At 52.6% G+C, this 25,550-nt stretch carries 27 protein-coding genes; 13 read left to right on the top strand and 14 right to left on the bottom strand.

The genetic code is table 11. The annotated features are described in order from the left end of the window. Positions 1-5: 5 nt before the first annotated feature. From rpsR to waaA, 4 genes are all read left to right on the top strand, one after another. Positions 6-233 carry a 30S ribosomal protein S18 gene (gene rpsR, locus JOD69_RS11110; protein ID WP_077732549.1) on the top strand — a complete coding sequence of 76 codons (228 nt, stop codon included), beginning with the start codon at positions 6-8 and terminating at the stop codon, positions 231-233. Positions 234-432: 199 nt separating this feature from the next. Continuing rightward, the gene (locus JOD69_RS11115) at positions 433-1,176 is read left to right on the top strand and encodes a hypothetical protein (protein ID WP_077732550.1); all 744 of its coding nucleotides are present in this window, start codon (positions 433-435) and stop codon (positions 1,174-1,176) included. Positions 1,177-1,230: 54 nt separating this feature from the next. Then, a complete protein-coding gene (rplI, locus tag JOD69_RS11120; RefSeq protein WP_077732551.1) occupies positions 1,231-1,677 on the top strand; it encodes a 50S ribosomal protein L9 in 447 nt (148 codons plus the stop codon). A gap of 60 nt (positions 1,678-1,737) precedes the next feature. Further along, on the top strand, positions 1,738-3,006 hold the full coding sequence (waaA, locus tag JOD69_RS11125) for a lipid IV(A) 3-deoxy-D-manno-octulosonic acid transferase (protein WP_077732552.1): 1,269 nt from the start codon (positions 1,738-1,740) through the stop codon (positions 3,004-3,006). Position 3,007: 1 nt separating this feature from the next. On the opposite strand, the gene JOD69_RS11130 is transcribed toward waaA, so the two are convergent. Continuing rightward, positions 3,008-5,770 (bottom strand): EAL domain-containing protein, encoded by a 2,763-nt coding sequence (locus JOD69_RS11130; RefSeq protein ID WP_077732553.1) that lies wholly within the window; start codon positions 5,768-5,770, stop codon positions 3,008-3,010. Positions 5,771-6,123: 353 nt separating this feature from the next. On the opposite strand from JOD69_RS11130, the gene JOD69_RS11135 reads away from it, so the two are divergent. The 3 genes from JOD69_RS11135 (at position 6,124) to JOD69_RS11145 (ending at position 9,117) form a co-directional block, all read left to right on the top strand. Continuing rightward, entirely contained in the window at positions 6,124-7,587 is a 1,464-nt protein-coding gene (locus JOD69_RS11135; RefSeq protein ID WP_086134758.1) for a mannose-1-phosphate guanylyltransferase/mannose-6-phosphate isomerase, read from the top strand. 33 nt (positions 7,588-7,620) lie between these two features. Then, the gene (gene ychF / locus JOD69_RS11140; RefSeq protein ID WP_077732554.1) at positions 7,621-8,712 is read left to right on the top strand and encodes a redox-regulated ATPase YchF; all 1,092 of its coding nucleotides are present in this window, start codon (positions 7,621-7,623) and stop codon (positions 8,710-8,712) included. Between the two features lie 240 nt (positions 8,713-8,952). Beyond that, the gene (locus JOD69_RS11145) at positions 8,953-9,117 is read left to right on the top strand and encodes a hypothetical protein (protein WP_156881191.1); all 165 of its coding nucleotides are present in this window, start codon (positions 8,953-8,955) and stop codon (positions 9,115-9,117) included. A 337-nt stretch (positions 9,118-9,454) separates the two neighbouring features. Here JOD69_RS11145 and JOD69_RS11150 read toward each other — a convergent pair whose 3' ends face one another. The 5 genes from JOD69_RS11150 to JOD69_RS11170 form a co-directional block, all read right to left on the bottom strand. Next, positions 9,455-10,282: a hypothetical protein gene (locus JOD69_RS11150; RefSeq protein WP_139841114.1), complete on the bottom strand. Its 828-nt coding sequence runs from the start codon at positions 10,280-10,282 to the stop codon at positions 9,455-9,457. Between the two features lie 376 nt (positions 10,283-10,658). Continuing rightward, complete coding sequence (locus tag JOD69_RS11155) at positions 10,659-10,985, bottom strand: hypothetical protein (RefSeq protein WP_086134760.1); 327 nt, start codon at positions 10,983-10,985, stop codon at positions 10,659-10,661. Between the two features lie 325 nt (positions 10,986-11,310). Continuing rightward, positions 11,311-12,075, bottom strand: a complete 765-nt coding sequence (locus tag JOD69_RS11160) for a putative DNA-binding domain-containing protein (RefSeq protein WP_086134761.1) — start codon at positions 12,073-12,075, stop codon at positions 11,311-11,313. Further along, positions 12,068-12,913 carry a DUF692 domain-containing protein gene (locus JOD69_RS11165; protein WP_086134762.1) on the bottom strand — a complete coding sequence of 282 codons (846 nt, stop codon included), beginning with the start codon at positions 12,911-12,913 and terminating at the stop codon, positions 12,068-12,070. The genes JOD69_RS11160 and JOD69_RS11165 overlap by 8 nt, the downstream gene beginning before the upstream one ends. A 30-nt stretch (positions 12,914-12,943) precedes the next feature. Beyond that, the gene (locus JOD69_RS11170; RefSeq protein WP_077732560.1) at positions 12,944-13,267 is read right to left on the bottom strand and encodes a hypothetical protein; all 324 of its coding nucleotides are present in this window, start codon (positions 13,265-13,267) and stop codon (positions 12,944-12,946) included. A 417-nt stretch (positions 13,268-13,684) separates the two neighbouring features. Between JOD69_RS11170 and JOD69_RS11175 the strand changes: the two genes are divergently transcribed. Both JOD69_RS11175 and JOD69_RS11180 read left to right on the top strand, forming a co-directional pair. After that, positions 13,685-13,978 carry a zinc ribbon domain-containing protein gene (locus JOD69_RS11175; RefSeq protein ID WP_077732561.1) on the top strand — a complete coding sequence of 98 codons (294 nt, stop codon included), beginning with the start codon at positions 13,685-13,687 and terminating at the stop codon, positions 13,976-13,978. Positions 13,979-14,139: 161 nt separating this feature from the next. Beyond that, entirely contained in the window at positions 14,140-14,913 is a 774-nt protein-coding gene (locus tag JOD69_RS11180) for a response regulator (RefSeq protein ID WP_086134763.1), read from the top strand. A 52-nt stretch (positions 14,914-14,965) separates the two neighbouring features. Here the strand turns inward: JOD69_RS11180 and orn are convergent, their stop codons facing one another. Next, a complete protein-coding gene (gene orn / locus JOD69_RS11185) occupies positions 14,966-15,511 on the bottom strand; it encodes an oligoribonuclease (RefSeq protein ID WP_086134764.1) in 546 nt (181 codons plus the stop codon). A 199-nt stretch (positions 15,512-15,710) separates the two neighbouring features. On the opposite strand from orn, the gene JOD69_RS11190 reads away from it, so the two are divergent. Then, positions 15,711-16,928: a M48 family metallopeptidase gene (locus JOD69_RS11190; RefSeq protein WP_348529955.1), complete on the top strand. Its 1,218-nt coding sequence runs from the start codon at positions 15,711-15,713 to the stop codon at positions 16,926-16,928. Positions 16,929-16,936: 8 nt separating this feature from the next. Next, on the top strand, positions 16,937-17,884 hold the full coding sequence (gene rsgA, locus JOD69_RS11195) for a ribosome small subunit-dependent GTPase A (protein WP_086134766.1): 948 nt from the start codon (positions 16,937-16,939) through the stop codon (positions 17,882-17,884). Between the two features lie 138 nt (positions 17,885-18,022). Here the strand turns inward: rsgA and JOD69_RS11200 are convergent, their stop codons facing one another. From JOD69_RS11200 to JOD69_RS11225, 6 genes are all read right to left on the bottom strand, one after another. Then, positions 18,023-19,003, bottom strand: a complete 981-nt coding sequence (locus JOD69_RS11200) for a DUF2333 family protein (RefSeq protein ID WP_348529957.1) — start codon at positions 19,001-19,003, stop codon at positions 18,023-18,025. 107 nt (positions 19,004-19,110) lie between these two features. Then, positions 19,111-20,034, bottom strand: coding sequence for a tyrosine recombinase XerC (gene xerC, locus JOD69_RS11205; protein ID WP_086134767.1), 924 nt, complete (start codon positions 20,032-20,034; stop codon positions 19,111-19,113). Between the two features lie 5 nt (positions 20,035-20,039). After that, positions 20,040-20,753 (bottom strand): DUF484 family protein, encoded by a 714-nt coding sequence (locus tag JOD69_RS11210; protein WP_077732568.1) that lies wholly within the window; start codon positions 20,751-20,753, stop codon positions 20,040-20,042. After that, complete coding sequence (gene dapF / locus JOD69_RS11215; protein WP_086134768.1) at positions 20,750-21,580, bottom strand: diaminopimelate epimerase; 831 nt, start codon at positions 21,578-21,580, stop codon at positions 20,750-20,752. The genes JOD69_RS11210 and dapF overlap by 4 nt, the downstream gene beginning before the upstream one ends. Further along, on the bottom strand, positions 21,580-22,827 hold the full coding sequence (lysA, locus tag JOD69_RS11220) for a diaminopimelate decarboxylase (RefSeq protein ID WP_077732570.1): 1,248 nt from the start codon (positions 22,825-22,827) through the stop codon (positions 21,580-21,582). Before lysA ends, dapF begins: the two co-directional genes overlap by 1 nt. After that, positions 22,827-22,952 (bottom strand): lipoprotein, encoded by a 126-nt coding sequence (locus JOD69_RS11225; protein WP_086134769.1) that lies wholly within the window; start codon positions 22,950-22,952, stop codon positions 22,827-22,829. The genes lysA and JOD69_RS11225 overlap by 1 nt, the downstream gene beginning before the upstream one ends. A gap of 197 nt (positions 22,953-23,149) precedes the next feature. On the opposite strand from JOD69_RS11225, the gene mutY reads away from it, so the two are divergent. Further along, a complete protein-coding gene (mutY, locus tag JOD69_RS11230; RefSeq protein ID WP_086134770.1) occupies positions 23,150-24,199 on the top strand; it encodes an A/G-specific adenine glycosylase in 1,050 nt (349 codons plus the stop codon). Positions 24,200-24,287: 88 nt separating this feature from the next. Then, a complete protein-coding gene (locus JOD69_RS11235; protein ID WP_077732573.1) occupies positions 24,288-24,560 on the top strand; it encodes an oxidative damage protection protein in 273 nt (90 codons plus the stop codon). Here the strand turns inward: JOD69_RS11235 and JOD69_RS11240 are convergent. After that, entirely contained in the window at positions 24,539-25,540 is a 1,002-nt protein-coding gene (locus JOD69_RS11240; RefSeq protein ID WP_240507073.1) for a L,D-transpeptidase family protein, read from the bottom strand. The genes JOD69_RS11235 and JOD69_RS11240 overlap by 22 nt on opposite strands. Between the last annotated feature and the right edge of the window lie 10 nt (positions 25,541-25,550).

The raw sequence follows: 25,550 nt of genomic DNA on the forward strand, positions 1-25,550 counted from the left end.
CTTCTATGGTTCGCCAATTCAAGCGTAAGAAATATTGCAGATTTACCGCCGAGGGCGTTAAAGAGATCGATTACAAAGATCTCGACGTACTGAGGGAATATATCTCGGAGACAGGCAAAATCGTCCCGAGTCGGATTACGGGAACAAAGGGAAAATACCAAAGGCAACTCGCCACTGCTATCAAGCGGGCTCGTTTTTTGGCGCTGTTGCCGTATACCGACGCCCACAAATAAGTGAGTTTAGTTCCGGCGGAAGCGCGGCCTGATTATGCGCACGTTGGCCGCTTTTATCATGAGAGGAAGGGTGCAAGCCGTATTTGCGGCCTGCACCCTGGCTCTCGTATCTTGGGTCGTTCCGTTTCTTAGCCTATTAGCTGCGGCAGCCGTAGGCCTCCCCACACTGCGAAAAGGCGTATACGAGGGTGGCCTTATAATGGCGGCATCCATCGTGGTTTTGGGTGCTCTAGGCGGGGCTCTTATCGGCAGCATGGCCGATGCGGTTGGTTACGGGCTTCTCCTTTGGGTTCCGATGTGGCTAACAGCAGCGATTCTCCGAGAATCGGGCAAGCTATCGACCGCTTTGGGATTTGTGTCGATCATGGGCATTCTCATGGTGACCGCGGTCTATTGGCTTCATCCGGATCCTTCGTCCATTTGGATGGAAGGTTTGGAACGGTTTTTCAAACCGTTGATGGATGGCGCTTCTCCGGACTTGGATGCGGATCAGCTCTGGAACGACTTCTCGGCGGTGGCCGCACGTTACATGACCGGGATCGTGTCCGCTAGCCTGGTGATTAGCCTGATGCTGGGTTTATTGATCGCCCGATGGTGGCAATCAGCGCTTTTTAATCCGGGCGGATTCCGTTCAGAATTCATAGAACTCCGTATGCACGCGGCATTTCCCTATTCCGGGATAGGGGCGCTGATAGTCGCTGTTACGGCGAATGGAGGAATGGCGGAGCTCGCTTTGAATTTGAGCCTTCCGCTTTTCGCGCTATTTCTGTTGGTTGGCTTTTCGGTGCTTCACGCATTGGTATCCCGCAGCAAATCGTGGAAAGCTTGGCTAGTCGGAACTTATGTAGCGCTGTTATTCATTCCTTATATTATCGTGCCAATCGCATTAGTCGGGTTGAGCGACCTTTGGTTTGATTGGCGAGAAAGGCTATCGCCAAGCTGAGCTGAACTATTGCTGTCATTATTAGAACGCTAAAAACTATCGAGGCATTCGACGATGGAAATTATTCTTTTAGAAAAGATTGCGGGTCTAGGGAATCTCGGCGACAAAGTTGCCGTCAGACCCGGTTATGGCCGGAATTATTTGATTCCACAGGGCAAGGCGGTCGCGGCTACTGCCGAAAAATTGGCTGAGTTCGAGAAAAGACGTGCCGAGCTCGAGAAGAAAGCCGCTGCGGACTTGGCTGCGGCTCAAGCTCGAGCCGAGGCTATTGGTAAACTAGCCGTAAAGATCGCTCAGAAAGCGGGCGAAGAAGGACGGCTATATGGCTCCGTCGGCACAAAAGATATCGCCGAAGCAGTGACGGCCGCCGGCGTGAGCATTCAGAAACACGAAGTACGCTTACCGTCGGGCCCTATCCGCCAAGCGGGCGATTACGAGATCACCGTGCAGCTGCACGGCGATGTCGTAGCCAGTGTGGCGCTCTCGATTGTCCCTGAATAAAGCCGAAGCGCGTCCACATGGCCTGTAAAGCCATGTGGACCCTCGCCCCCTGCTAGCCTAGTGAGGCTAATCTACTCAGCGCTGTTCTATTTCCTTGCGCCAGCCATCCTTGCGCGCCTCTTCTGGCGGGCCCGTAAGGAGTCAACTTACTCCCAGCGCTGGCTCGAAAGGCTGGCCGTCTATGATTCCGAGCCGGAATCCGGCGTGATTTGGTTCCACGCCGTTTCCGTCGGCGAGGCCGAAGCCGCGTTTCCTCTGATTCGTGCGGTTAAAGATCGTTTTCCGGCAAGTACCATACTCGTTACGGCGACAACACCGACGGGTTCCGCGCGAATAAAAGATGTTTTAGGCGAAACAGCAAAGCATGTTTATTTGCCTTATGACTTACCCGATTGCGTAAATCGGTTTATCCGGCATTACAGTCCGATACTCGCGGTCGTGTTGGAGACGGAAATCTGGCCGAATCTATATCGCGTCTGCGGACTGCGAGACATACCCCTCGCCATTGTTAACGGTCGCCTATCCGAAAAGTCGGCGCGCGGTTACCTCAAGCTTCGTTCCCTAACGCGCGAAAGTTTATCTCACGTCCGGTTGATCGCCGCTCAGACACCGGAGGACGCCAGACGATACGTGGCGATCGGTGCAGATCCGAATTCCGTTGCCGTAACCGGCAACATCAAATTCGACACGGAACTCCCGACCGAAGCGCAAGATCGAGCCAAAGCTCTGCGAGACACGCTTTTCGGTAAACGCCCGATTTTTATCGCGGGTAGTACACACCCCGGCGAAGAAAGCCAAATTCTAAGCGCTTTCGACAGGCTTCGTAGCCAATTCCCTGAACTGTTACTGGTGCTCGCGCCACGACATCCCCACCGCATCGCCGATGTCGTTGCGGAGTGTGAAAAGATGGGCCTGGGGATCCGGCTCAGGAGTGAGAGTGAGCCTTGTGACGAATCCATCGACGTCTTCTTGCTCGACACACTGGGGGAATTGCGCGTTTTTTACGCCGCTTCCGATGTTGCCTTCGTCGGTGGCAGCTTGGCGCCCATCGGTGGCCACAATGTGCTCGAACCGGCCATTGCAGGGGTGCCGGTCTTGTTCGGCCCACACATGTTTAATTTCGCCGATATCGCTTGCAAGCTCAAAGAGAGCGGCGGAGGAATCGAAGTGAAGAACGTTGAAGAGTTAGCCCTTTGGACAGGGCGCCTGCTAACTGACGAATGTCTTCGTAGCGAGGTCGGCGAAAATGGGAAACGCTTCGTTTCGTCGAATCAGGGAGCTGTGGATCGAATAGTCGAACAACTCGGTTTGTTGATCAGCAATCCTTAGTTCAATCGCCCGCCAGCGGTGCCGGGCGCCCGATAAAATAGCCCTGTGCCATATCGACGCCCAACTCGCCGAGCGCAACAAGAGTAGCTTCGTTCTCCACGCCTTCGGCGATCACCTCGATATCGTTCCCATGGGCAAGTGTCGTGATAGCCGAGACGAAGGCTCGATCCTGCGGGTTATCGATTAGGTTGGTCACATAACTCTTGTCGATCTTCACGAATTTCACCGGTAGATGTCTCAAATAAGAGAAAGAAGCGAACCCCGCGCCGAAGTCGTCTATCGCGAAACGGAAGCCCAGAGTGGCGAGATCTTCCATGATTTCTTTTGCTGTACCGAAGTCGGCGATGGCGGCCGTCTCGGTGATCTCGAAGATTAATTGCTCGGGCTTTAACACGTTGTTTTTTAGGGCCGATTTTAAAGCCACCGTCCAATCGCGATTGGTCAACGCGGAGCCTGAAAGATTCACATGGACAGCTCCCGCGGGAGCCCGTTCAGCAAATTCGGTTAGCAATCGTATGTTTGCTTCAACGGCATAGCGGTCGATTTCGTTGATTAGACCCGTAAGCTGAGCGAATTCGAGAAACTCTGCTGGCGCGACCAATGAGCCGTCAATCCGTTTCAGACGTATTAATGATTCGAAAAAGCGGATTTCACGCCCCTTGATGACGGCAATCGGTTGATAATGAAATACGAGCCGGCGCGCCGTAAGCGCTTCCTGGATGGCCTGTTTCCACAACGTCCGTTCGCTGATACGCTGCTTGGATTGATCGTCATAAGAAAATAAATGGACCCGGCCGCGACCGCGATCTTTCGCTTGATACATCGCGAGATCGGCATTCGCCATGACCTCGTCCATCACGGTTCCATGCTCGGGAATCATGGCGATACCGATGCTTGCCGAAATCCGGAAGATTTTTTGCTGGATTTTGAGCGGTTGTTCGGTGAGTCTTTGATTCAGAAGATTGGCGAATGCCAATGCACCTTCCGCGGTCTGACTAGGCATGAGAATGGCGAACTCATCGCCTCCCAGTCTCGCTGCGATATCAGTCTTGCGCACGCGATTTTTCAGTTCCTGCGCGATTTTTCGAAGTAGGGCGTCACCGGCGAGATGCCCGCTGGTGTCATTGATGTCCTTGAAGTGGTCAAGATCAAAAAGAAGGATGGCGGCTCGCGTGCTGTTTCTATCCGCTTCGATAAATTGACGCTCTAATTCCTGTTGGAAACGGTGACGATTATATAGGCCGGTCAACGGGTCATGGTTCGCGAGCCAAATCATACGGTTTTCCGCTTCGACTCTATCCGTAACGTCGAGACCGACCGACAGAATCGCAATGCCCTCCGGGTTATTTTCATGGAGCCGGGTGTGCACCCAGACCACGAAGCGGCGCGTCCCGTCTTTACACAGTAATTCCGCCTCGTGCTGCAGACGTTTCCGTTGCCCATTCCATAATCCGAGCAGTGCCTGCTCCAAATCGTCCCCGATTTTGCTTTCCAAAATTAAGGAAAGAAAATCCTTGCCGCTAAGGTCGCTTTGGCTATAACCGGTAATCTGTATGACAAAGTCGTTAGCAGTAAGAATTCGCCCTTGACTTGTTTGGGTCAGGATAATGACCTGCGCAGTGTCCAATAGCCCTTGAACGAAATCGCGCTCGGCGGCCAGTTCGGTGGTCTTGTGCGTTATTGCCTGTGCTTGCTCCTCAAGTTGGTGGGACAGAGTCAATGCTGTTGCACTCAGAATCGTGATTTCATCGTTGAGTCCGGATGCCCGATGGGCAAGCCGCTGTCGAGCTTCCTTATAGGCGCCTTGTGCCAACATCGGTAGGGTGTCGGCCAGCCGGCGAAGCTGACGGATCGGCAGGCGCATTAATAGAAGCAACAGCAGCTCAGCCGTTAAGAGGCTCAAACCGCTCAGCAAAATACCGTCACGGGCAGCTCGCCTAATGTGACTCACCTGAGCGGTGACGTCGCTTATCATCAGAACCGATCCTTCCGCTTGAAGCAGATTCTTCAACGGCATGACATCGATCGCATAGTAGCGTCCTTTCCAAGTATGAATGTCCTCACTCGCCATAACCGGATTAGGTAAACGCTCGGACAGCTGCTTCAGAAATGGAGCGAGGAGGTCCAAGTGGGTGAGGGCGGCTATCCTCATAGACCACTTAGGGATAGAGTAGGCATTGTCTTCCGTGCCATTCGCGATCAAGATCCCCAGGTCTGAACCGGTCAATGAGCGGTGTTCGACTACGAGCTGCGCGATAGATTGGGTAAGACTGAACACGCCAACGACCTGTCCCTGGGACAAAACCGGTTGGTATGCGTTTAGAGTGCAATGTTGGGCGCACGACAACAACGACAAGGGCTTTTCTTCCTTGAATACCTGTAAAACCGTAGCTTGCTCTTCTGGACGCGGCGCCTGCGCCGGCGCAGGAGTACCCCCCCATTGCCAGAATCGCTGTGCATTCGGCTTAAACAATGCAAGACGCTCGATGTCCAGATCGTACTGAAAATCGTTGAAAACGTTAGCGGCTTGCCGTAATCCCGCATAGTCCTCTCCGGTCAAAGCAGAAGCAAAGCCGCCGACCGAGGCTAGCAAAGAGCCGATTTGCTGCAAACGGGAAGTCGAACGGTCCAGCAAGTCTTGAACTTGTCTGCTTAGCAAACGTCTATCGAGTTGGCGCTGCTCCTGAAATTGGTACTCGAGATAGAAATAATTCAGAATGGCGAAGGCGCTGCCAATTCCGACGATCATGATGCTGAGAAACAAAAAACCTTTCCAAAAGAGGCTCAGGAAGGGTGATCGTGGTTTGGAACTAGCCCGAGCCTGCCCAGCCGAAAGACGCGCCGGATATGATTTCGGTCTGGCAGTACTACCGAATTCGGGTCCGTTGAAAATTTTTCGAAGTGCCAAGATTTTGAACTGAATTGAGAGAACGGGCTTAGGCGTTTATCCGGATAACCTTTTTTCAGTATAACCCATGTAATGATAATCAATCGTTTGCCGCCTCGCTCTTTCGTGACGAATGGAAGTACAAGTCACCTGTGAGCAACTGGGATGGCTAGGATTCAGCCGCCTCGTTTATACTCTTGTACTGATCAGACGATTTTTACGGAAAGCTCATGAAGATATCTGTTCAGGCTGTGGTTTTATCTGGAGGGGCCGGTACTCGATTATGGCCATTTTCACGGGAAGCTTACCCAAAACAATTTCTCCCGCTTGTCGGAGATAAAAGTCTCTTTCAGGAAACGATTTATCGGGTCATTAGCATGGGCGCTCAGGAGGGCCAGTTAGAGTTACTGTCGCCCTTGGTCGTCTGCAACGAAATGCACCGGTTTATCGTGGCAGAGCAGCTTAGACAGATGGGCTTGGACCGAAGCGCTATTCTTCTTGAGCCTATCGGAAAAAATACCGCGCCGGCAGTGACTCTTGCAGCTTTGTACGCTTTAGAGGATGAGTGCGATCCCGTTTTGGTGGTATTACCCTCCGATCATCACGTAGAAAATGTCGCAGAATTTCAGGCGCGAATGTCGAAAGCCGTGGAACTGGCTGCCAAAGGTGACATCGTCACGTTCGGCATAGTGGCTCAAAAGCCGGAAACAGGCTTTGGTTATATTCGGCGCGGGGCTGACATTGAGCAGGGCGTATTCGTTCTAGATGGGTTTACGGAAAAACCGGATGCCAAAACGGCTGCCGATTATCTCGCGTCCGGCCGCTATTTCTGGAACAGTGGGATATTTATCATGCGGGCCGGAATCTGGCTTGACCAAATTAGTCGTTGCCAGCCTGCAATCTTTGACGCTTGCAAGGCGGCATTGTCGGCCAGCAAACGTGACGGTGATTTCATACGTGTCGACAAGGACGCATTTGCACAATGTCCTAGTGACTCGATCGATTACGCTGTCATGGAAAAGCTGAACACCGCGGCGGAGGAGGTGCCTAGAGGCGTCGTATTGGCGCTGGACGCGGGTTGGTCGGATCTTGGATCGTGGCCGGCGCTCAGCGAAGTGAAGCCTGCGGATGATTCCGGCAACGTCGCGATCGGCGATGTCTTTCTCAAAGATACGAGAAACTCGTTGCTGTATTCGCAGAACCGTTTTTTGGCCACGGTCGGTATAGAAGACGTTGTAGTGATCGAAACCACGGATGCTGTTTTAGTGGCCCACAAAGATAGAGCTCAGGATGTTAAGTCGATCACGGAGTATCTCAAGAAAGCCAATAGATCGGAGCACGTGTTCCACGCGAAAGTTCACAGGCCCTGGGGTGATTATGAGTCGATCGATAACGGCTCTCGTTATCAGGTAAAACGCCTTACGATTAAGCCTGGCGCGACTCTCTCGCTACAGATGCATCACCATCGCGCGGAACATTGGATCGTCGTCAAAGGCACGGCGCAAGTGACGCGCGGTGAAGATACCTTTCTTCTCACCGAAAACGAGTCCACTTATATCCCGCTCGGCATTAGGCATCGCCTTGAAAATCCGGGCACAATTCCTTTGGAAATCATTGAAGTACAATCCGGAAGTTATCTCGGCGAGGACGATATCGTTCGGTTCGAAGACCGATACCATCGCCTCGAATCTTAAATAATCTACAGACTCTATATAAATTATTCACGTATGACGCTTCACTGCGGAATCGTGGGTTTGCCGAACGTCGGCAAATCCACCTTGTTTAATGCACTGACAAAAGCAGCCATTGCGGCGGAAAATTATCCTTTTTGTACCATCGACCCAAACGTCGGCGTGGTTCCCGTACCGGATCCCCGATTGGACGCACTGGCCGAAATTGTAAAGCCGGAGCGCGTTGTACCGACGACCATCGAATTTGTCGATATTGCAGGCCTGGTAGCCGGCGCGTCTAAAGGGGAGGGGTTGGGAAACCAATTCCTCGCGCACATTCGAGAGACCGATGCCATTGCCCATGTCGTCCGCTGCTTCGAAGACGAAGATGTTGTGCATGTGGCAGGAAAAGTCGACCCCATTTCGGATATCGAAATCATCAACACAGAGCTGACTTTGGCTGATCTAGCTACGGCCGATAAAGCTTTGCAGCGTGTATCGAAATCGGCGAAATCCGGAAGCAAGGAAGATTTAGCAAAGAAGCAGCTGATTGAGAAATTGCTGGAACATCTCGATTCCGGTCAACCGGCACGAACTCTGCCGATGGAGGAAGAGGCCAGAGCGTTTGTTCGCGACCTGCATCTTCTTACGATGAAGCCGACGATGTACATCGCCAATGTACGCGAGGATGGATTCGAAAATAATCCCTACTTAGACCAAGTACGCGCCTTCGCAGAAAAGGAGGGGGCTGTGGTCGTGCCGGTTTGTGCAGCTTTCGAAGCTGAAATAGCGCAACTGGAAGATGATGAGAAAGGAGACTTTTTAAAGGAAATGGGATTGGAAGAACCGGGCTTGAACCGTGTCATTAGAGCCGCGTATCGACTGCTCAACCTGGCGACTTACTTTACGGCCGGAGTTAAGGAGGTACGGGCTTGGACCATCCCGATCGGAGCGACGGCTCCCCAAGCTGCGGGTGTAATTCACACGGATTTCGAACGCGGCTTCATTCGCGCCGAAGTCATTGCATACGATGACTTCATCGGCCATCGAGGCGAACAAGGCGCCAAAGATGCTGGAAAGTGGCGCCTCGAGGGAAAGGACTACGTCATGCACGATGGTGATGTAGTTCATTTCCGCTTCAACGTTTGAGTCTTAATTTAGTAAACGGCATTAGTCATCGAGGCACGCGATAGCAGTGTCGATCGATCTGTTTGTTGGAAGCGGTTCAGAAATGGGAGCCGCTTTCAACACTATGTATTTAGCCCGTGGCTTCTGATTTAACATAATATACATTATGCGTAATTAGCTTAATGGTAATCCGTCACTTACACCGGCGGTTCCGCTGGTTACGGTCATTCGTCCTTCAAACAATAACAACGAGAGGACAACATGAACGAGTTTTATTGTGTGCGCGCTAAGACGGGTTTCCAGTGCCCCAAGAAGGCCGCCGCGTTCCTGGGGGTGTCGGTCTGGACCGTGAAGAACTGGGAACGATCCGGCGCACCCGTCGCGATCATCAAACTGTTTCGGCTGATAGCCCAGGATCTCGGCTGAATCGGTAAGGATTGGGAAGGCTGTTACATCGCGGAGGACCGCATCATCGGCCCAGGACGGGCCTTCATCACGCCCGGCATGACCGGGCCTATCCGTACCTCGAAAGCGAACTGGAAGGACGCCGAGCCACCGATTTAGATCGTTGGAACCGTCGCCAGCGCTGGCGGCGTTGGCTCAACGAAGGCCGGGAACTGGTTTCCAACACCGAAACGCCCAATTTAGGCCAAGAGTGCCACCCATAGCACTAAGTCCGGGTTATTACTACTGACCCGAACTTCCCAAACTCGGACCAAAGCAGCTGAGGCTTACATCCTCAAGTTACCGAACAAACGCCGTGTTAGGTTTGCTTCTTATGTTTTGCGGAACCATGGCCTATATGTTCAGATAATGGTTGCTCAACAGCTAGAACAACCTCGCCCGTATCGGTATTAATTACCAGCTCTTTGTAATAATCATTCTTGCGGTCAATAATTCGTTCCTTTTCCATTAGATGTCCTGCTTCGCTAAATTCCTGGCCACGAAGTGCCTCGTGATCATATTTGCCTCGCCCTCTCTTCCCAATGCGCGAAACCCCTTTTGCGGCGACACGACCAACCTCAGCCTTGGCGGAGACGCCCACGAGTTGAACCGTTACATCTGATGAGTCTGTGTCTGTGTTGACTGCTAGATCCTTATCGATATGTTTGTCTATGAAATCCATAACCATTTCCAGTAGGCCTTTCATTCCAATCGCGAGATGGTGAACATTTTTGGCCAAGTCGTAAATTTCGTCATACTTGAAGGTCTTGGTCTCCAGCCCAAATGGAGAACCGTCGAATGAGTGACGGACAAACTTAATTGTTTGATCGTCATTGGCCTCCGTTAAATGACCGTGAATGAACCAATTACGAAATTTCGCGGCAGATTCTAACTGCTCTAGGACAGGGAGATACGGGGAGGCCCACTGCATAGTTTCTAGTCGCGTGAAACTCGCGCGCAGGTATGCTGCTTTCCGTCCAAATGCGCGAGGCCTGTACTTTTCTATGATCTTTCCATGAAAAAAGGTGTGGAAATAAGCAACTAACGCGTCAATAAGAAATTCGAGGTGGGCCCACTGCAACGTCACCTGACCAATGCATTCAGCAATGGCTTTTTTTCTTCTTACTTGCAGGCTTTCGCTCGTCATGTCATTCCTGATAATTCGATTATTCAACGTCTTCAACGAGACTGTAGAAAAACTCTGCTTTCGCGAATTTTAGGGTCTGTAGCTCATTGATTGTTCATTTTGAGTTTAGCGTTTTCCTACACCTTCAATGTGCGCCCTTAAAGGGCCGAGGAAAGTGCGCAGCGCTTTCCTCGGCCCCTATCTCGAAGGCATCGCTAGGGCCGTTGGGGGCAAATCTCTTCCAACTAAAACCCCGATAAAAAAATATGATTTACCACCAGATTCATACGGAATAAACTGAGCCGACAGAGGAAACTGACCAAGCGCGCCAATCGATCCCGTCATGGAGTAAATTCTTGGTCGCCAACGGAAGTTCGTCATAACCAACGATCGGCCGTTAATTTTCAGTTACGTAACGATTCGACTTCAGGTTGGAAATCTCAAGTCGCGCATCATTCAACAGCTTAATTACATCCGCCAACTCGCTTTGAACCTGGATCAGTTCCCGCTGCACCGATTCAAGCTCGGCTTTCATCCGCTCAACTTCATGCCCACCAGTCCCCTTCCCTTTTTCGTCACGTAACGCCTGTAATTCGGCCTGCCTCTTGGCTCGCCATTCCGCCTGTCGCCGCGCATTGGTTTTTGCTTGACCAGTTGCAGGACGCCCCCGTCGACGTTGCAAGGGGGCACTTTTAACGGGCTGCTTATCAGTCTGGTCTTTCATTTCTCGTTACTAACGGTATTTAGCGAAGGCAGTTCTATTATAGTTACGTAACAACTAATTTCAAATATTTTTCATTACGTAACACCTATCGTTTACCGCAGTTGCGACGTCGGACAGGAAGAGACGAAATGCGCCGATATCCAGCCCGAGCAGTAGAACTCGGAGCGTGAAGCCTTGTTGTGACAGCAAGAAAATCGGAGAAACTCCAATGCCAGGAAAAATCCGATCGGGAGCGGAGGAGGCGCCGGTTAAAACGTTTTTTAGTGAGAGGGACAGCTTGGATGCTCGAAGCGCGGAACTCCCCCGCAAATCGAGTGGGCGTTCGTTATCGGCAAATCCCGATGACGCCACGCTCCGAAAGCGATCGCAGGATCTCAGCGCCATGGCAGGCTAAAGCTTGAGGATCTGAATGCCCGATTTCCGCTGCCAACTTGAAGAGGCAATCGATCCCCCGCATCTCTTCTTCTTGTTGAAGAATCTGCAGGAGCCGGCACGTTACGGGGCTAATTTCCAAGAATTTCACCGTATCGGCACGGTCGCGATACACGACAAGACAAGTGGGCTGGTCCGGAGGTTCGCTCGGCTGCTGCCCCGGGCCGATTTTGTGTACGGGGAATTGGTAAACCAAAGGCCAGGCAAGTTCCGACAGGTGGAACGTTTGCTCCAGCGGGTCATCAGCCGAGTCGATATTTCCTTGTGGCACCTCGCCTTCAGCGATGACTAAAGCCAACTCGGTCCACTCGTAATGCGCGAGTTCCAGCAAATATGGCGGATCGCTAGGGCGGCTTATGTATTCATTCTGGAGATAATCCAGAAATTCTTCGGCTATTTCGGCAAAGTATGGCGTTTTACTTCGATGCCTTGCATAGAACGCCTGAACTAAAGCAAGCCAATCAGTCTTGCTCAAGATACTCTTGAGCACCGGAAAACCAGTTGCGAGAAAGTTCTCGATGTTGTTGAAGAACAGTTCTCGGTAAACCTTCATCCGTTCCGGCGCGGGTCCGCACGGAGGTGGATTTTGATGTGGTTCACGAATATATGCGGCAAACGCATATTGTATCTGTTGGAATGGAGCGATCTCGTTAGCCATAACGCCGAACAGGTTGCGACGATGCAGCCGTCTGAAGCGCTCGAATCCGTTGAACTTCAGAAAGAAGTTCGGATAAAGCAGGAATGTTGAAATCCCGCTCTAAAAGAGTCGGAAACACGCCGAATTTCTCATAAGCCATGCTCAGCAATCGCCAAACCGGGTCTATAACGGTCGCGCCGTGGGTGTCGACCAGAAAATCAACCGCCTCGACGTAGTGCCCCGCTACATGGGCATAGGCGATACGATGCGCCGGTATCGCGCTCAAAAACGCTTCCGCATCGTAGCCGTGGTTAACGCTGTTGACATAAATATTATTGATGTCGAGCAGCAGGTCGCAGTCAGCTTCTTCAAGCACCGCGTTGAGGAAATCGATTTCTTCGAGCTCTTTGCCCGGTGCGGCGTAATAGGAAATGTTTTCGATCGCTATCCGCCGCTCGAGAATCTCTTGAGTTCTGATGATGCGCTCAGCTGTGTATTTGACCGCTTCTTCCGTAAATGGAATCGGCATGAGGTCGTACAGATGGCCGTCATCTCCACAGTAACTCAGATGTTCGCTGTACAGGCGAATATGATGCCGGTCGAGGAAAGTCTTGAGCTCGGTGAGAAATTCTTCGTCAAGCGGCGCAGGACCACCCAGCGACAGGGATAATCCGTGACAGACGAAGGGAAACCGCTCGGTTAAGGTTCGTAGCTGTTTTCCGAGCTTCCCCCCTATTCTCATCCAATTTTCCGGTGCGATTTCGTAAAAATCGACCGATTCCGGCGGATGCTCGGTAAGCGGGCCAATGAAGGCCCGCCTAAGACCGAGCCCGGCGCCTTGGATGGCGAAATTCTTCATGTTCCCCGGAGGGTGGCAACACGAAGTCGCTTATTGTGGTTTCGTTTCCGTGCTGGGAGGCTGCGCTTGATCCGTTTTCATACCTGCACATTTGCCTTCCATTGCTTTTTTCTCCTGCTCCTGGCTTTGTTTTTTCATGGCGCCGCAATTCATTTCCTGGGATTTCATCATTTGCCCGCCGCATTTCCCCTCGCCGCATACCATTTCTTTTTGCTCCTTGCCGGCCTCTGCCACCTGCAGATAGCCACTATCCAAGTCTTTAATTCCAAATGGGTTTTCGGACGCATTAGCGACAGCGGACAAGGATGTTACGACAGCGGCTCCCATTACGGTTTTTAATACTCTTTTGCTCATTGCCTCTTATTCCTCTCAATCGATTTCGAATTGTCGAGCGCCACGCGCGCCAAACTGTTAGACATCAGGATTCAACAAAGCGGCAGGTCATTCTCCAGGACGGCACGTGCCGGGACGATATCTCCGTGTCAGACTTTGTTAAGTCCGTTATTCTCACACAATAAGCGAAAATTGTGCACTCTATCAGCCCTGAACCGCCGCCTTTTTCCTAAGCTGACGGTGCCAATTGGCCATCACGTTTCTCAGTTGCTGATGAAAATCTCGAAGTAATAAAGGGAACTGTGGCCGGAATGATATGGTCAGCAACTGAGCATTGAGCTATTCTCTCGATTCCATAATTCTCGATAAAGCAGACGCCTTAAAGAAGTTAAAGGCGCTTTCTGACAGGTAGACATAAAGACAAGTTCTGGGGCATGTATGTATTGTCAACATTGCGGAAAAGAGATTAAAGACAAAGCAGTGGTTTGTACGGGGTGTGGCCATCCGGTCGACAGCGTCGGAGACGTCGAAGGCAAAACCGTGGCAGGCGAGCCTTGGAATCTCTTGATGATGAGCGGTTTGATTGTTGCCACCTTGTTTGTGCCTCCGGTTGGCCTCGTCTTTGGGATAATGGGCCTGATGGATGAGGCGAAGAAGGTTCAAGGGGCGATTCTCACGACTATAGGCGTTTTCATGACCCTCCTTATGGTCGCGATCATTCTCGGTTTGTAGGTGTTCGGTAAGCCGCGAAAATAATTTCGCCAGATTATCTCGGCGCTTTTAATTCAATACATCGATTTTCGATCCGTCTGCCAGAACTCATTCGACCGGCTAACTTATTCTTGAACCCTGCTTTGATTATCCTGTCATAAATCTACGCGAAGGGCCTTGGGGTGTTCCGCCAAAAGAACTTCCTGGTTGTCGATGATAATGAGATCAACCGCATTCTCCTGACAACGCAGCTTTCCGATTTGGGCGCGCATGTCATCGAAGCAGGCAGCGGCATCAAGGCAGTCGAGAAAATCCGGACACACTATTTCGACTTGATTTTTCTCGATCTGCGCATGCCGGGAGTAAGTGGCTTCGACGTAATACAAGCCATTCGGATGGACGCTGAGTTTTTTAATCGAAATACGCCGATAATCGCAGTTACCGCCCATGCGCTTCCTCAACAGCGAAAGGAGATTCTCGAAGCTGGATTTTGCGACTGTCTGATCAAACCCATCTTGGAAGACCAGCTTTTGAAAGTCATCGACACCTGGCTGGGCGTCAGTGCAGGCCCATCACCTCGCACCACCCTACCCTCTGCCGATTCGTATGATCTTTATCTCGATGCGATCATCGAAAAAACCGGTGGTAACCGGGCACTAGCCGAAAAACTAATGCTTAGACTGGCTCAAGAACTGCCTGAACAGCTAGCCGACGTGGAAAAAGCACTCTGTGATGATAATTACCGTCAAGCCAGAGAAATTACCCACAAGATCAACGGATCAGCGAGCTTCTGTGGTTTGTTTGGCATCAGAAAGGCAGCTAGCGAATTAGAAACCGCTCTGGTGGCATCACCGTCGCGTGACACCCTTCGCGAGTATCTCCGGGCAATGGAATGCGAGATCGGAGCGTTTCTCTCAAAGAAAATGGGTCTCGTAGGTGCATTGAATAATTCGTGAAGAGATTTTTCTCGGCACAAGCATTTGTAAATCCAACGGCGGGGAATATGCCTCAAAGCTTAAAGAGGTATTTCCGGTAGTATTGGAGTTCTGCAATCGATTCCAAAATATCGTCGAGAGCCCGATGCGAATTCTTTTTTCTAAATCCTTCTTTGAGATGTGGTGCCCAGCGCCCCGCCAACTCCTTCAGAGTCGATACATCGAGATTACGATAATGGAAATAAGCTTCCAATTCCGGCATCCATCGTGCGAGGAACCGCCGGTCCTGACAGATACTGTTGCCGCACATCGGCGATGCTCCGGCGGGTACCCACTGTTGCAGAAATGAGAGCGTAAGCTTTTCGGCATCCGATTCGGCCGTGCGGCTCTCCCGGACCCGATCGATTAATCCGGATTCCCCATGGTGTTTCTTGTTCCAATCGTCCATGCGAGCAAGCGCTCCATCGCTTTGAAAAATCGCCAATACCGGCCCCTCAGCCAAAACATTCAAATCTTTGTCGGTCACCACCGTCGCAATCTCGATAATATGGTCAGTTTGAGTGTCGAGGCCGGTCATCTCCAAGTCTACCCAGATGAGGTTTTGTGAATCTTGCGCCATGAACGTTCCTTTATTATGGAGGGAATGATGATGATGGGGCTCATCGCAGTTATGCTCTAAGCTTCGCATGAAAACGGCGAGCTAAGGGAGTCATTAACCGAGAAATCTTGTCAGGGATTTTACCAAAGGCTAAGCTGTAAAGCCGATATAGAGAAACCAAGCCCCTAATCCGATGAACATGTTCACTGTCCTATTTCTCGTGACGCTCGCCCTTGCCTTTGCTATCGAGTGGTGGCTGTCGCATCGGCAGTTGGCTTACGTCCGCACTCATAGGGATGCGGTTCCCAACGCGTTCAAAGACACCATTTCGCTAGAGGCGCATCGGAAAGCGGCAGATTACACGATAGATAAAGCGCGCTTGGCAAACGTCGATCGAATAGTCGGCTTGGTGATCTTGTTGCTGTTTACAGTCGGTGGCGGCATCGACGTCGTGAATCGATTTTGGGCAGGCTTCGAGTTGTCCCCCCTCGTTACGGGGATCGCCGTGATTCTCTCAACGATGCTTTTGATCAACCTGTTCGAGCTGCCCATAAGCCTCTATCAAACTTTCGTGATCGAGGAGCGCTACGGCTTTAACCGCAATACGCCCAAACAGTTCATCACCGATCTATTGCTCCAAACCGGGTTAAGTTTGGCTATCGGCGGACCTTTGCTCGCTTTGATACTGTGGATCATGCAGAGCGTGGGAAATTATTGGTGGCTCTTGGCGTGGTCGATCGTGATGGGGTTTTCCATTCTGATGAGTTGGGCCTTTCCTACTTTCATCGCACCTTTGTTTAACAAGTTCACGCCGCTCGAAGATGAGACGCTGAAAAAGCGCATCGAAACTTTGCTGGACCGGTGCGGCTTTCAAAGCAAGGGTATCTTTGTAATGGACGGCTCACGTCGGTCCGGGCATGGAAACGCCTATTTCACTGGAATTGGAGACAGCAAGCGTATCGTTTTCTTCGACACCCTGATCAATTCTCTAAATCATGATGAGTTGGAGGCGGTATTGGCTCACGAGTTAGGCCATTTTCGGCGTAAGCACGTATTGAAAATGCTTGTTGCGAGCGCGCTGATTACACTTACCGGCTTCGCCCTGCTGGGGTGGCTAAGTGGACAGGACTGGTTTTACAGTGGCCTTGGGGTAAGCAGCCAATCGAATGCTCTTGCGCTTCTTCTATTTATGCTGATCGCACCGGTATTCGCCACGTTTTTGCAACCGATCATCGCTTATTTTCAACGACGCCATGAGTTCGAAGCAGACGACTTCGCGGCTTATTACACCAGGCCGATCTATCTCATCAATGCCCTCGTCAAGCTCTATCGCGACAACGCCAGTACCTTGACGCCGGACCCCTTGTATTCTGCCTTCCATTACAGCCATCCCCCCGCGTCGATTCGTATCGCTAACTTGTCGGCCAAGTCTTCATAAGACTGCAGATGAATAGAGGGCGGAATAGCAGAACCGTTACGTCAAAATCTGCTGCTCCGGGCTCTCCGTTCCGTGAGGGGCTCGTGATCGCTCACCTAGGCCAAGGCTTGGCCGTCGAAGGATCACCGGGTGACATAATCCTTTGCCACACCCGGAGGCGCTTGGGCTTCGCCACAGTGGGAGATCGTGTGTTGTGGGAGCCGAGCGAAGGGAATCTAGGGCGGGTTGTGGAAATTCTACCCCGCCGAAACGTACTGACCCGCCCTGGCCATAACGAAACCATACGTCCGGTGGCCGCCAATCTCGATCGGGTTTTCGTGGTCGTTGCCGCCGAACCGGAACCCGATTGGTTATTGGTCGATCAATATCTGGCCGCTTGCGAGCGCCGAGATCTCCGCGCAGCAATTATCTTCAATAAAGTCGACCTACTCCCGAGCCAGGCGGTGGGGGAAGGCTTATTGGCTGATTATCACGGAATCGGCTATGACTCCTTTCTAGTCAGCGTCAGGACCGGCGAAAGGCTCTCCGAGTTGCGAAAAGAGCTTATCGGACAATGCAGCATGCTGGTCGGACAATCGGGCGTAGGCAAATCATCGCTCACGAATGCGCTATTACCGGATAGGCAACTCCAGACACGAACGCTTTCGGAAAAGACGAGTTTGGGTCGGCACACGACGACCACGGCAACCCTTTACCATCTTCCAGATGGGGGAGACCTCATCGATAGTCCGGGAGTCTCGGTCTTCGGTCTGGCTGAAATGAGCATTCGTGACCTGGCATCGGGCTTTCGGGAGTTTCGTCCGTGGATACCCCGTTGCCGGTTCAACGATTGCAGGCATATCAATGATAAAGGCTGCGCCGTGCGGGAAGCAGCGGAGACCGGCGCCCTGCCCTATGCTCGCTATGAGCGCTATCTAAAGCTCATTGAAAAGCTTCCGCCATCGCAAAGACCATAGCGGAAGTCGAAAACTGCCTGTAACTTGGGGCTCTTACGCGTTCGGATGTTCAGGCATTTTTTGAGGGGTATCGTCGATCGATTAGCCGCAAGGCCTTTACTGTGCCGCGTGGAAGCGTGACCGAGTCCAAAACGACAATTATCCTTGCTGGAGGAGACTGCGCAAGTCGATAGTCGCGGCGTTGGCTCTAGCAATGTAGTTAGCCAAAGTGAGTGAATAATTGGCGAATAAGCCAAAACCGCCACCGTTTAGAATGACCGGGCTCAAATATGTGGCTTGGCCATCCTCGAGTTCATGAGTAATTTGCTGCAGCGTCACCGAAGCGGTTTTATTGCCGAGAATGTCCCTGAAATCGAACTCGATGGCTTTGAGAATATGCATCGCCGCCCAAGTATAGCCGCGTGCTTCGAAGAAAACGTCGTCGATAATCAGCCAAGGCGTCCTGGTGACGACGGTACGACGCTCATCGGCACTGACTTGCCTGGTGTCGCCCGCACTGGCACTTAAACGGTTGGAAAGGCTACCCAACCGTTTTTCCAACACCTCTAAATATTGGCGCAGATTGTCGGCACGGGAATAAAAGTTCGCGTCACGTTTCATCAAACGCAAGCGGTAACTTTCAAGTGCCTCGATTCCTTTTTCGTATTCCGACTCGGATGAAGGCAGCTGCCACGATTTGTGATCGAAATAGAAAAAAGGCTCGGCTCTTGCCAGATCCGGATCTTCTCGTGACTGGGTTTGAGCCCGTGCGATATGGTTACGGAGTGCCGTGGTCGCGTCGCGCAACGCCGTAAGAGCGCCGTACTCCCAGGAAGGAATGTTGTCCAACAAAACCCCGGGTGGAAAGACGTCGTTAACCAAAAGACCGCCCGGTTTCCTTAGCAACGTGTCCCCGATTTGCACAAGAGCGGAGGCATACGTGTATCCGAGAGGCAATTCTTTTGGATTCTTGACATTCCCGTGCCTTGCGGCTATTTCGAGTACGTCGAACTTACTGGGTTCTTTACTCCAGTACCATGAAACGGCGACGAAAATCAGCACGACCACAACCGCTAACGCACCGATTACCCAAATGAGCCCTTTTTCGGTCGTCGTTTTGGGGGTGAATACTCCCTTAATTCGCGAACCGAGTGATTCCGGCCGACTTTCGGTTTGTTCTGGCACTGACATGAATAAAGCCCTTTAGCGGTTCCCCGAATCAAACCATTATAGCGTAAAGGTTCTGCTTAAGTCACAGAAGAACCCGGACGCCGCCTTTTCGCACGAGGATGTGACTGATCGTATACGGCCGCCAAATGCTGAAAATCGAGATGGGTGTATATCTGCGTGGTACTGAGATTGGCATGTCCAAGTAATTCCTGCACGGCCCGCAAGTCTCCGCTGGACTCCAGTATGTGGCTCGCGAACGAATGTCTGAGCATGTGCGGATGCACGTGTTCAGGCAAGCCCAGCTTGCGTTGCCAGCGTTCAAGGCGCAACTGAACCGTTCGACCGGCGATTCGGTTCCCTCTCTTGCTGACGAACAACGCCTTCTCTCCGGCGTGCGCGTAGCGAGATCGCAAGACCAGCCAGCGCTCGATGGCTTGGCAAGCGCATTGACCGACCGGTAGGATGCGAGACTTCTGTCCCTTACCGTGCCTAACCAGCATGGATCCAGCGTTCAAATCCAGATCTTGAATTTCGAGCGAAACCAGTTCGCTCAATCGTAGGCCCGAGGAGTAGAAAAGCTCCCACATGGCCACATCGCGAATCTCCAGTTCGTCATCTTGCTCACCTTCCAAGAGCCCCGTCATTTGATCGGCATCCAATAGCGCCGGCAGTTTCCGCGGCGATTTGGGAGGACGTATTCCGCGTGCGACGTTGTCCGGAACTTGGCGTCGTTTCACCAAAAAATTGAGGAAGCTGCGGATCGCCGACAGTTCTCGTTGAAGGCTCCGGCTGCTCAGCCCCTCGATATGACGGGAAGCGATATGGTCCCGAACATGCCGAGGGATTAAAGCGTCCCAGCACGGTATGCCATGAACGTCGCAGTATCGCTTTAGCTGCACTAGGTCGCGTGAATAATTGGCCAAAGTATGTGGGGATACCCGCTGCTGAAATCGCAGAACATCGAGAAAATCGGTAACCTGCTGTTCCGCGTCTTTTTGCATCAAGATTACGTCGCTTCGCTAAGCAAAGATGCCAGTCGGGCGGAAACGACCTCCCCCAACTGCCCGAGAAAATGTAGTCCCATACCGGTTTGGAATCGGCTTGCGTCACGGCTGCCGATAGCGAGCAATCCCTTAAGTCCTGCATGTTGCAGGGGTATCAGTGCGTATGAGAGCACGCCGGAGGCGTTGTTGCCGAACATGTATTTGGCATGAACCGGGTCCGGCTTTCCGCAGTAGGGTTTTCCAGTCTCCAAGACCGATGCGAAAAGAACTAGCCCAACGTCGTCGGAGGGCACGTAAAGGCCGGCGATTGGGCTTTCGATGGATGGCTGCACAATTTTTACCGTGACGAAGTCGGCTTGAAAATACTCGTGCAGGCACCACGTCAGACTGCCTAAAGTGTCGTCTAGAGTCGCAGCATCGAGTAACGTCAGCGTCAATTGATGAATCCGCTGATGCAAGGCATCGTTATCGCGGGCGATTTGCAAGATATCGTTCAACTGTGATTGAAGTTGCCGATTGCTGTCCCGCAATAGCGAAATTTGGCGCGCCACCAGGGAAACTGCCTCCCCGCAGGGATGCGGCACCTTCAGCATTTCCAGCAAATCCAATTGATCGTAAAAAAAATCGGGATGTTGGCGCAAATAGGCCTCCACTTCGTCAGCGGAGATAGTCGTTTCTTTATGACGCTTTGGCGCCTTTGGAGTAATCAAGCTCATAATTCGATTTCGCCCTCGAACACGCGAACGGCCGGTCCAGTCATGAACACCGGCCTCCCCCGTCCTTCCCAAGTTATATTAAGGGACCCGCCAGGGAGATCAACTTGCACCGGACTGCTCAAATCTCCCTGCTCTATGCCAACAACTGTTGCGGCGCAAGCTCCACTGCCGCAAGCCAAGGTTTCTCCGGAACCGCGCTCAAAAACTCGGAGCCTAATGTGATGTCGGTTGATGATCTGGACAAAGCCGATGTTTGCGCGTTGCGGAAAAATCGGATGGTTTTCCAATAGCGGTCCTACGGTTTCGACCGGCGCACGATCTACATCACCGACCTTGAGCACGGCGTGCGGATTGCCCATCGATACAGCGCCGAACAGCCGCGGGTTTCCACCCACCATCACCTCATAAAGAACGGCCTCATCCGGAATGTCCAGCGGGATTTCGGCAGGAGCATGCCTGGGAACTCCCATGTTAACGGTCACGAGTCCATTATCTCGAAGGAGCAAGCACAATTGACCGGCGTCCGTATCGACTACGATTTCGCTTTTGTCGCACATGCCGTGATCGTGAACGAATTGTGCAAAGCAGCGGGCACCGTTTCCGCATTGCGCTACTTCGGAGCCATCCGCATTGAAGATTCGATAGCGAAAATCGGCGTTTGAATTGATCGGGGCTTCAACGACCAACACCTGATCGCAGCCGATTCCAAAGTGTCGGTCTGCAATATGACGGACCTTTTCCGGCGTCAATGAAACGCTCTGCCGCACGCCATCGATAACAACGAAGTCGTTGCCTAGCCCATGCATTTTGGTGAATTTCAGTGCCATCAGTCTACTACGTGCTCGCCCTGAAAAAGTTGCGCGGTGGTCTCCCGCTCTCGGATCAGGTGAGTCCGGCCTCCATCCACCATGACTTCGGCGGGCCGGGGGCGGGAATTGTAATTTGAACTCATGCTGAATCCGTACGCGCCTGCGGAACGGACTGCCAGCAGATCGCCCTCGGCGATCGAAAGCTCGCGCTCTTTGCCGAGAAAATCGCCGGTTTCGCAAACGGGTCCGACGATATCGTAGCGTTTTTTGTCCACGCTGCTTGCCGTTCGGACCGGCACGACTTCCTGCCACGAATCGTAGAGCGCTGGTCTAATGAGGTCATTCATAGCGGCATCGACGATGGCGAAGTTTTTCTCCTGATTGGATTTCAGGTATTCCACGCGGGTCAGCAAAACGCCGGCATTGCCGATAATCGCGCGGCCGGGTTCGATGAGAATCTCGTAATCCGTTTGCGCGAGCCGTCCCAACAGCGCAGACGCGTATTCGCGAGGCTCGGGCGGCTGCTCATCGCGGTAGCGTATGCCTAGACCTCCCCCTAAATCCAAGTGATGGAGGTTGATCCCCTGCTCTTTCAAGGTATCGACAAGCGCCAGAACTCGATCGAGAGCATCGAGGAAGGGCCTGACAGACGTCAGCTGAGAACCAATGTGGCAGTCGATGCCGGTAATTTCGAGATGCGGCATATCGGCTGCACGCCGATATTGATGCAGTGCTTCGCTGACGTCGATGCCGAATTTGTTTTCCCGAAGCCCGGTAGAAATGTACGGATGCGTAAGAGCGTCCACGTCCGGATTCACGCGCAGCGAGATCGGAGCTTTTACACCGAGTTCTCCGGCGATTCGATTTAACCGATCCAGTTCGCCCGGAACTTCAACGTTGAAGCAACGGATACCGACTTCCAGAGCGCGGCGTAGTTCATCTTCGCGCTTGCCCACTCCGGAAAAAACGATCTTCGCCGGCTCGCCGCCCGCCGCCAGTACCCGCTCCAATTCGCCGACGGATACGATATCGAAACCCGAGCCCAGGCGCGCTAAGACGTTCAGCACCGCCAGATTGGAATTGGCTTTCACCGCATAGCAGACCAAATGTGGCTCACCGGCGAAAGCGTCGTCGAAAGCCCGCCAGTGGCGTTCGATCGTGGCACGCGAATAGACGTAGCAGGGGGTCCCGTAACGCTCTGCGATGGCAGGCAGGGACACATCCTCGGCGTACAACGTACCGTCGTGATAATTGAAATAATCCATCAGCGCTGTTCTTCTTTCGAAGCAGGATCTTCGCTGGGTAGGTAAAGTGGTCCTTTCTGGCCGCAAGCGGAGAGGACGAGACTGAAAAAAATCAGCGGGAGGAGTGTTCGAAACGAAAGAGACATGATTTTTCGGTTTGCTGCGTCTTGTCGACAATAATCTTGCTTATTCTAATGGAAAAATGGGGGCGGCCCAATGCACGGACCGCCTTATATCGTTTATGCAAAGGAAGACTGACCGAAGCTTCAAGCGTCCGTTCCGGAAAAATCTGCGGACGCCTGAAATTTGAAACCAGCCGTTCAATCACTCGTCTTACACGCGTATGCAAAATGAACTATTCCGGGCGACCGTACTTGCCTGGTTCGATCGATACGGGCGCAAGCAACTGCCCTGGCAAGTCGACCGAACACCTTATCGGGTTTGGATCTCGGAAATCATGCTCCAACAGACCCAAGTCGTAACGGTCATCCCGTACTTCGAGCGTTTTGTAGGCCATTTTCCTGTTGTCGACGCGCTCGCCCAGGCATCCTTGGACGAGGTTATCGCACTTTGGGCCGGGCTCGGCTACTATGCGCGCGCTCGTAACCTACACCGGGCGGCGCGGATAATCGTGGAACAGCACGACGCACAGTTGCCCGTCACTCTCGAGGAATTGAGCGCTCTGCCCGGCATCGGACGCTCTACGGCTGGAGCGATCCTGAGTCTCGGATCGGGTATTCGTGCACCCATCCTGGATGGCAACGTCAAACGGGTTTTATGCCGATATCAGGGTATCGAAGGCTGGCCTGGAGACACCCAGATTCTCGCGAGATTATGGCAACTCAGCGAAGAATTGACGCCTTCGCTCCGTATCGCCGACTACAACCAAGCCATGATGGATCTGGGAGCAACCGTGTGCACCAAACGGAAACCGGTTTGTTCCGCCTGTCCGATCAGCGCGAACTGCGTGGCACTTCAGTCGGGGCGAGTCGACGCCATCCCAGCGCCGAAACCAAAACAAACCCTACCTGTCCGACAATGTTTTATGTTGGTGTTAAGAAACGCCTGTGGCGAGCTTTACCTGGAAAAGCGCCCGAATACCGGCATTTGGGGAGGTCTTTGGAGCTTGCCGGAGTTCGATAGCGAAGAGGACGTATATGCTTGGTGCACGAAACAGCATATCGATTGTTTTGAGCTTGAGCGTCTCCCGCAGCGCCGGCATACTTTTTCCCATTATCACCTTGATTTTGTTCCGCTGGTGGCTCGCACACATTCCGAGTACTACGGAATCAGCGAACCATCGCTCTATCGATGGCTTACACCGGATAAAACGATCGGGCTCCCGGCGCCGGTACTGAAACTGGTAAACGAGATTGCCGGCCAGGATCGATAGCTGCGAATTCAAGCGAATTCAATGGGCGCGGATGGTGCGGAACGAGTCGAATTGGGTTTCTATAGTGCTGATCATTACGAGGTAACTGATGACGCGACGAGTTAAATGTGCACGTTTGGGAGTCGAGGCCGAAGGCTTGGAGAAACCGCCCTTCCCTGGAGTAGAAGGGCAGCGGATTTTCGACCATATCTCCGCTCAGGCATGGCAGGATTGGCTCAAACTCCAGACCATGCTGATCAATGAGCACCGGCTCACACCATTCGAGCCCGAAGCACGACGATTCCTGGCGAAGGAGCGCGAGAAATTTCTATTCGGCGGCGGAGCTCAGATGCCTGAAGGCTACGTGCCGCCCAAAGTCTGAATCGGCTCCGGAATCGGCTCAGACGGTTTGGAGATAGCGACCGGAATACCAGTTGGCTGCTGCAGCGCTTGCTTTAGCGCTGCGCCATCGAGAATGATCTCGCGGCCCTTCGTTTTCTTCTCAATCAAATCCATAGCCGAGTCGAGCAACTGTTCGTAAGTCATGCGGTCTTCGTCCAACGGCTGATGGACTTCCATATATAAAATCCCTGCCGACCAGCCCAGCTTGACCGGCTGGTTGACCAGATGGACCGGGGTACCGACATTGACGAGCGGAAAAAGCCGCTCGATATCTTCTGGATACATTCGAATGCATCCGTGAGTGACTCGCATTCCGATGCCGTAGGCCTTGTCAGTGCCGGTGCCGTGGATAAGGTAGCCCGGAACGCCAAGCCGCATGGCGAAGCGGCCGAGCGGATTCAGAGGTCCCGCTGGGACCACGTCCGGTAAAATATCCCCGTCCCGGGCGTGTTCTTGCTTGATGGTTTCCGGAGGTACCCAAACCGGGTCCTTTACTTTCTGCGCGATTTTGGTGGCGCCCAAGGGAGTGCGCCAATCCATTCGGCCGATGCTCACCGGATAGCTAACGACTTGTGTCGCTTTCGCTTTCCGCTGAGCCGGATAGTAGTAAAGGCGCATTTCCGGAATATTGATGACAACGCCGGAACGTGGCGCATCGGGAAGGATAAATTGGCGTGGGATCAATACATCCTTACCGTCACCAGGCAACCAGCGGTCGACGGTCGGATTGGCCATGACGATTTCGTCCTGACCGACGCTGAACTCCCGCGCAATATCGATGAGCGTATCTTCATGCTTCGCCTTCGTATACCGAATCTCGCCGATTAGATCGCTACCGCCCGTCGGAAGTGCGAACACCTCCGCTGTAGAATTGAGCGGGGCAGCAAGCATGAGCGCGATCGCTAGCCAGGCCGCCCCCCGTCTCTTGATGCGCGCCAATTCGATTGTTTTCAGCAACATTGCGTTTTTC

The sequence above is a fragment of the Methylocaldum sp. RMAD-M genome (assembly GCF_017832375.1).
Lineage (GTDB): Bacteria > Pseudomonadota > Gammaproteobacteria > Methylococcales > Methylococcaceae > Methylocaldum.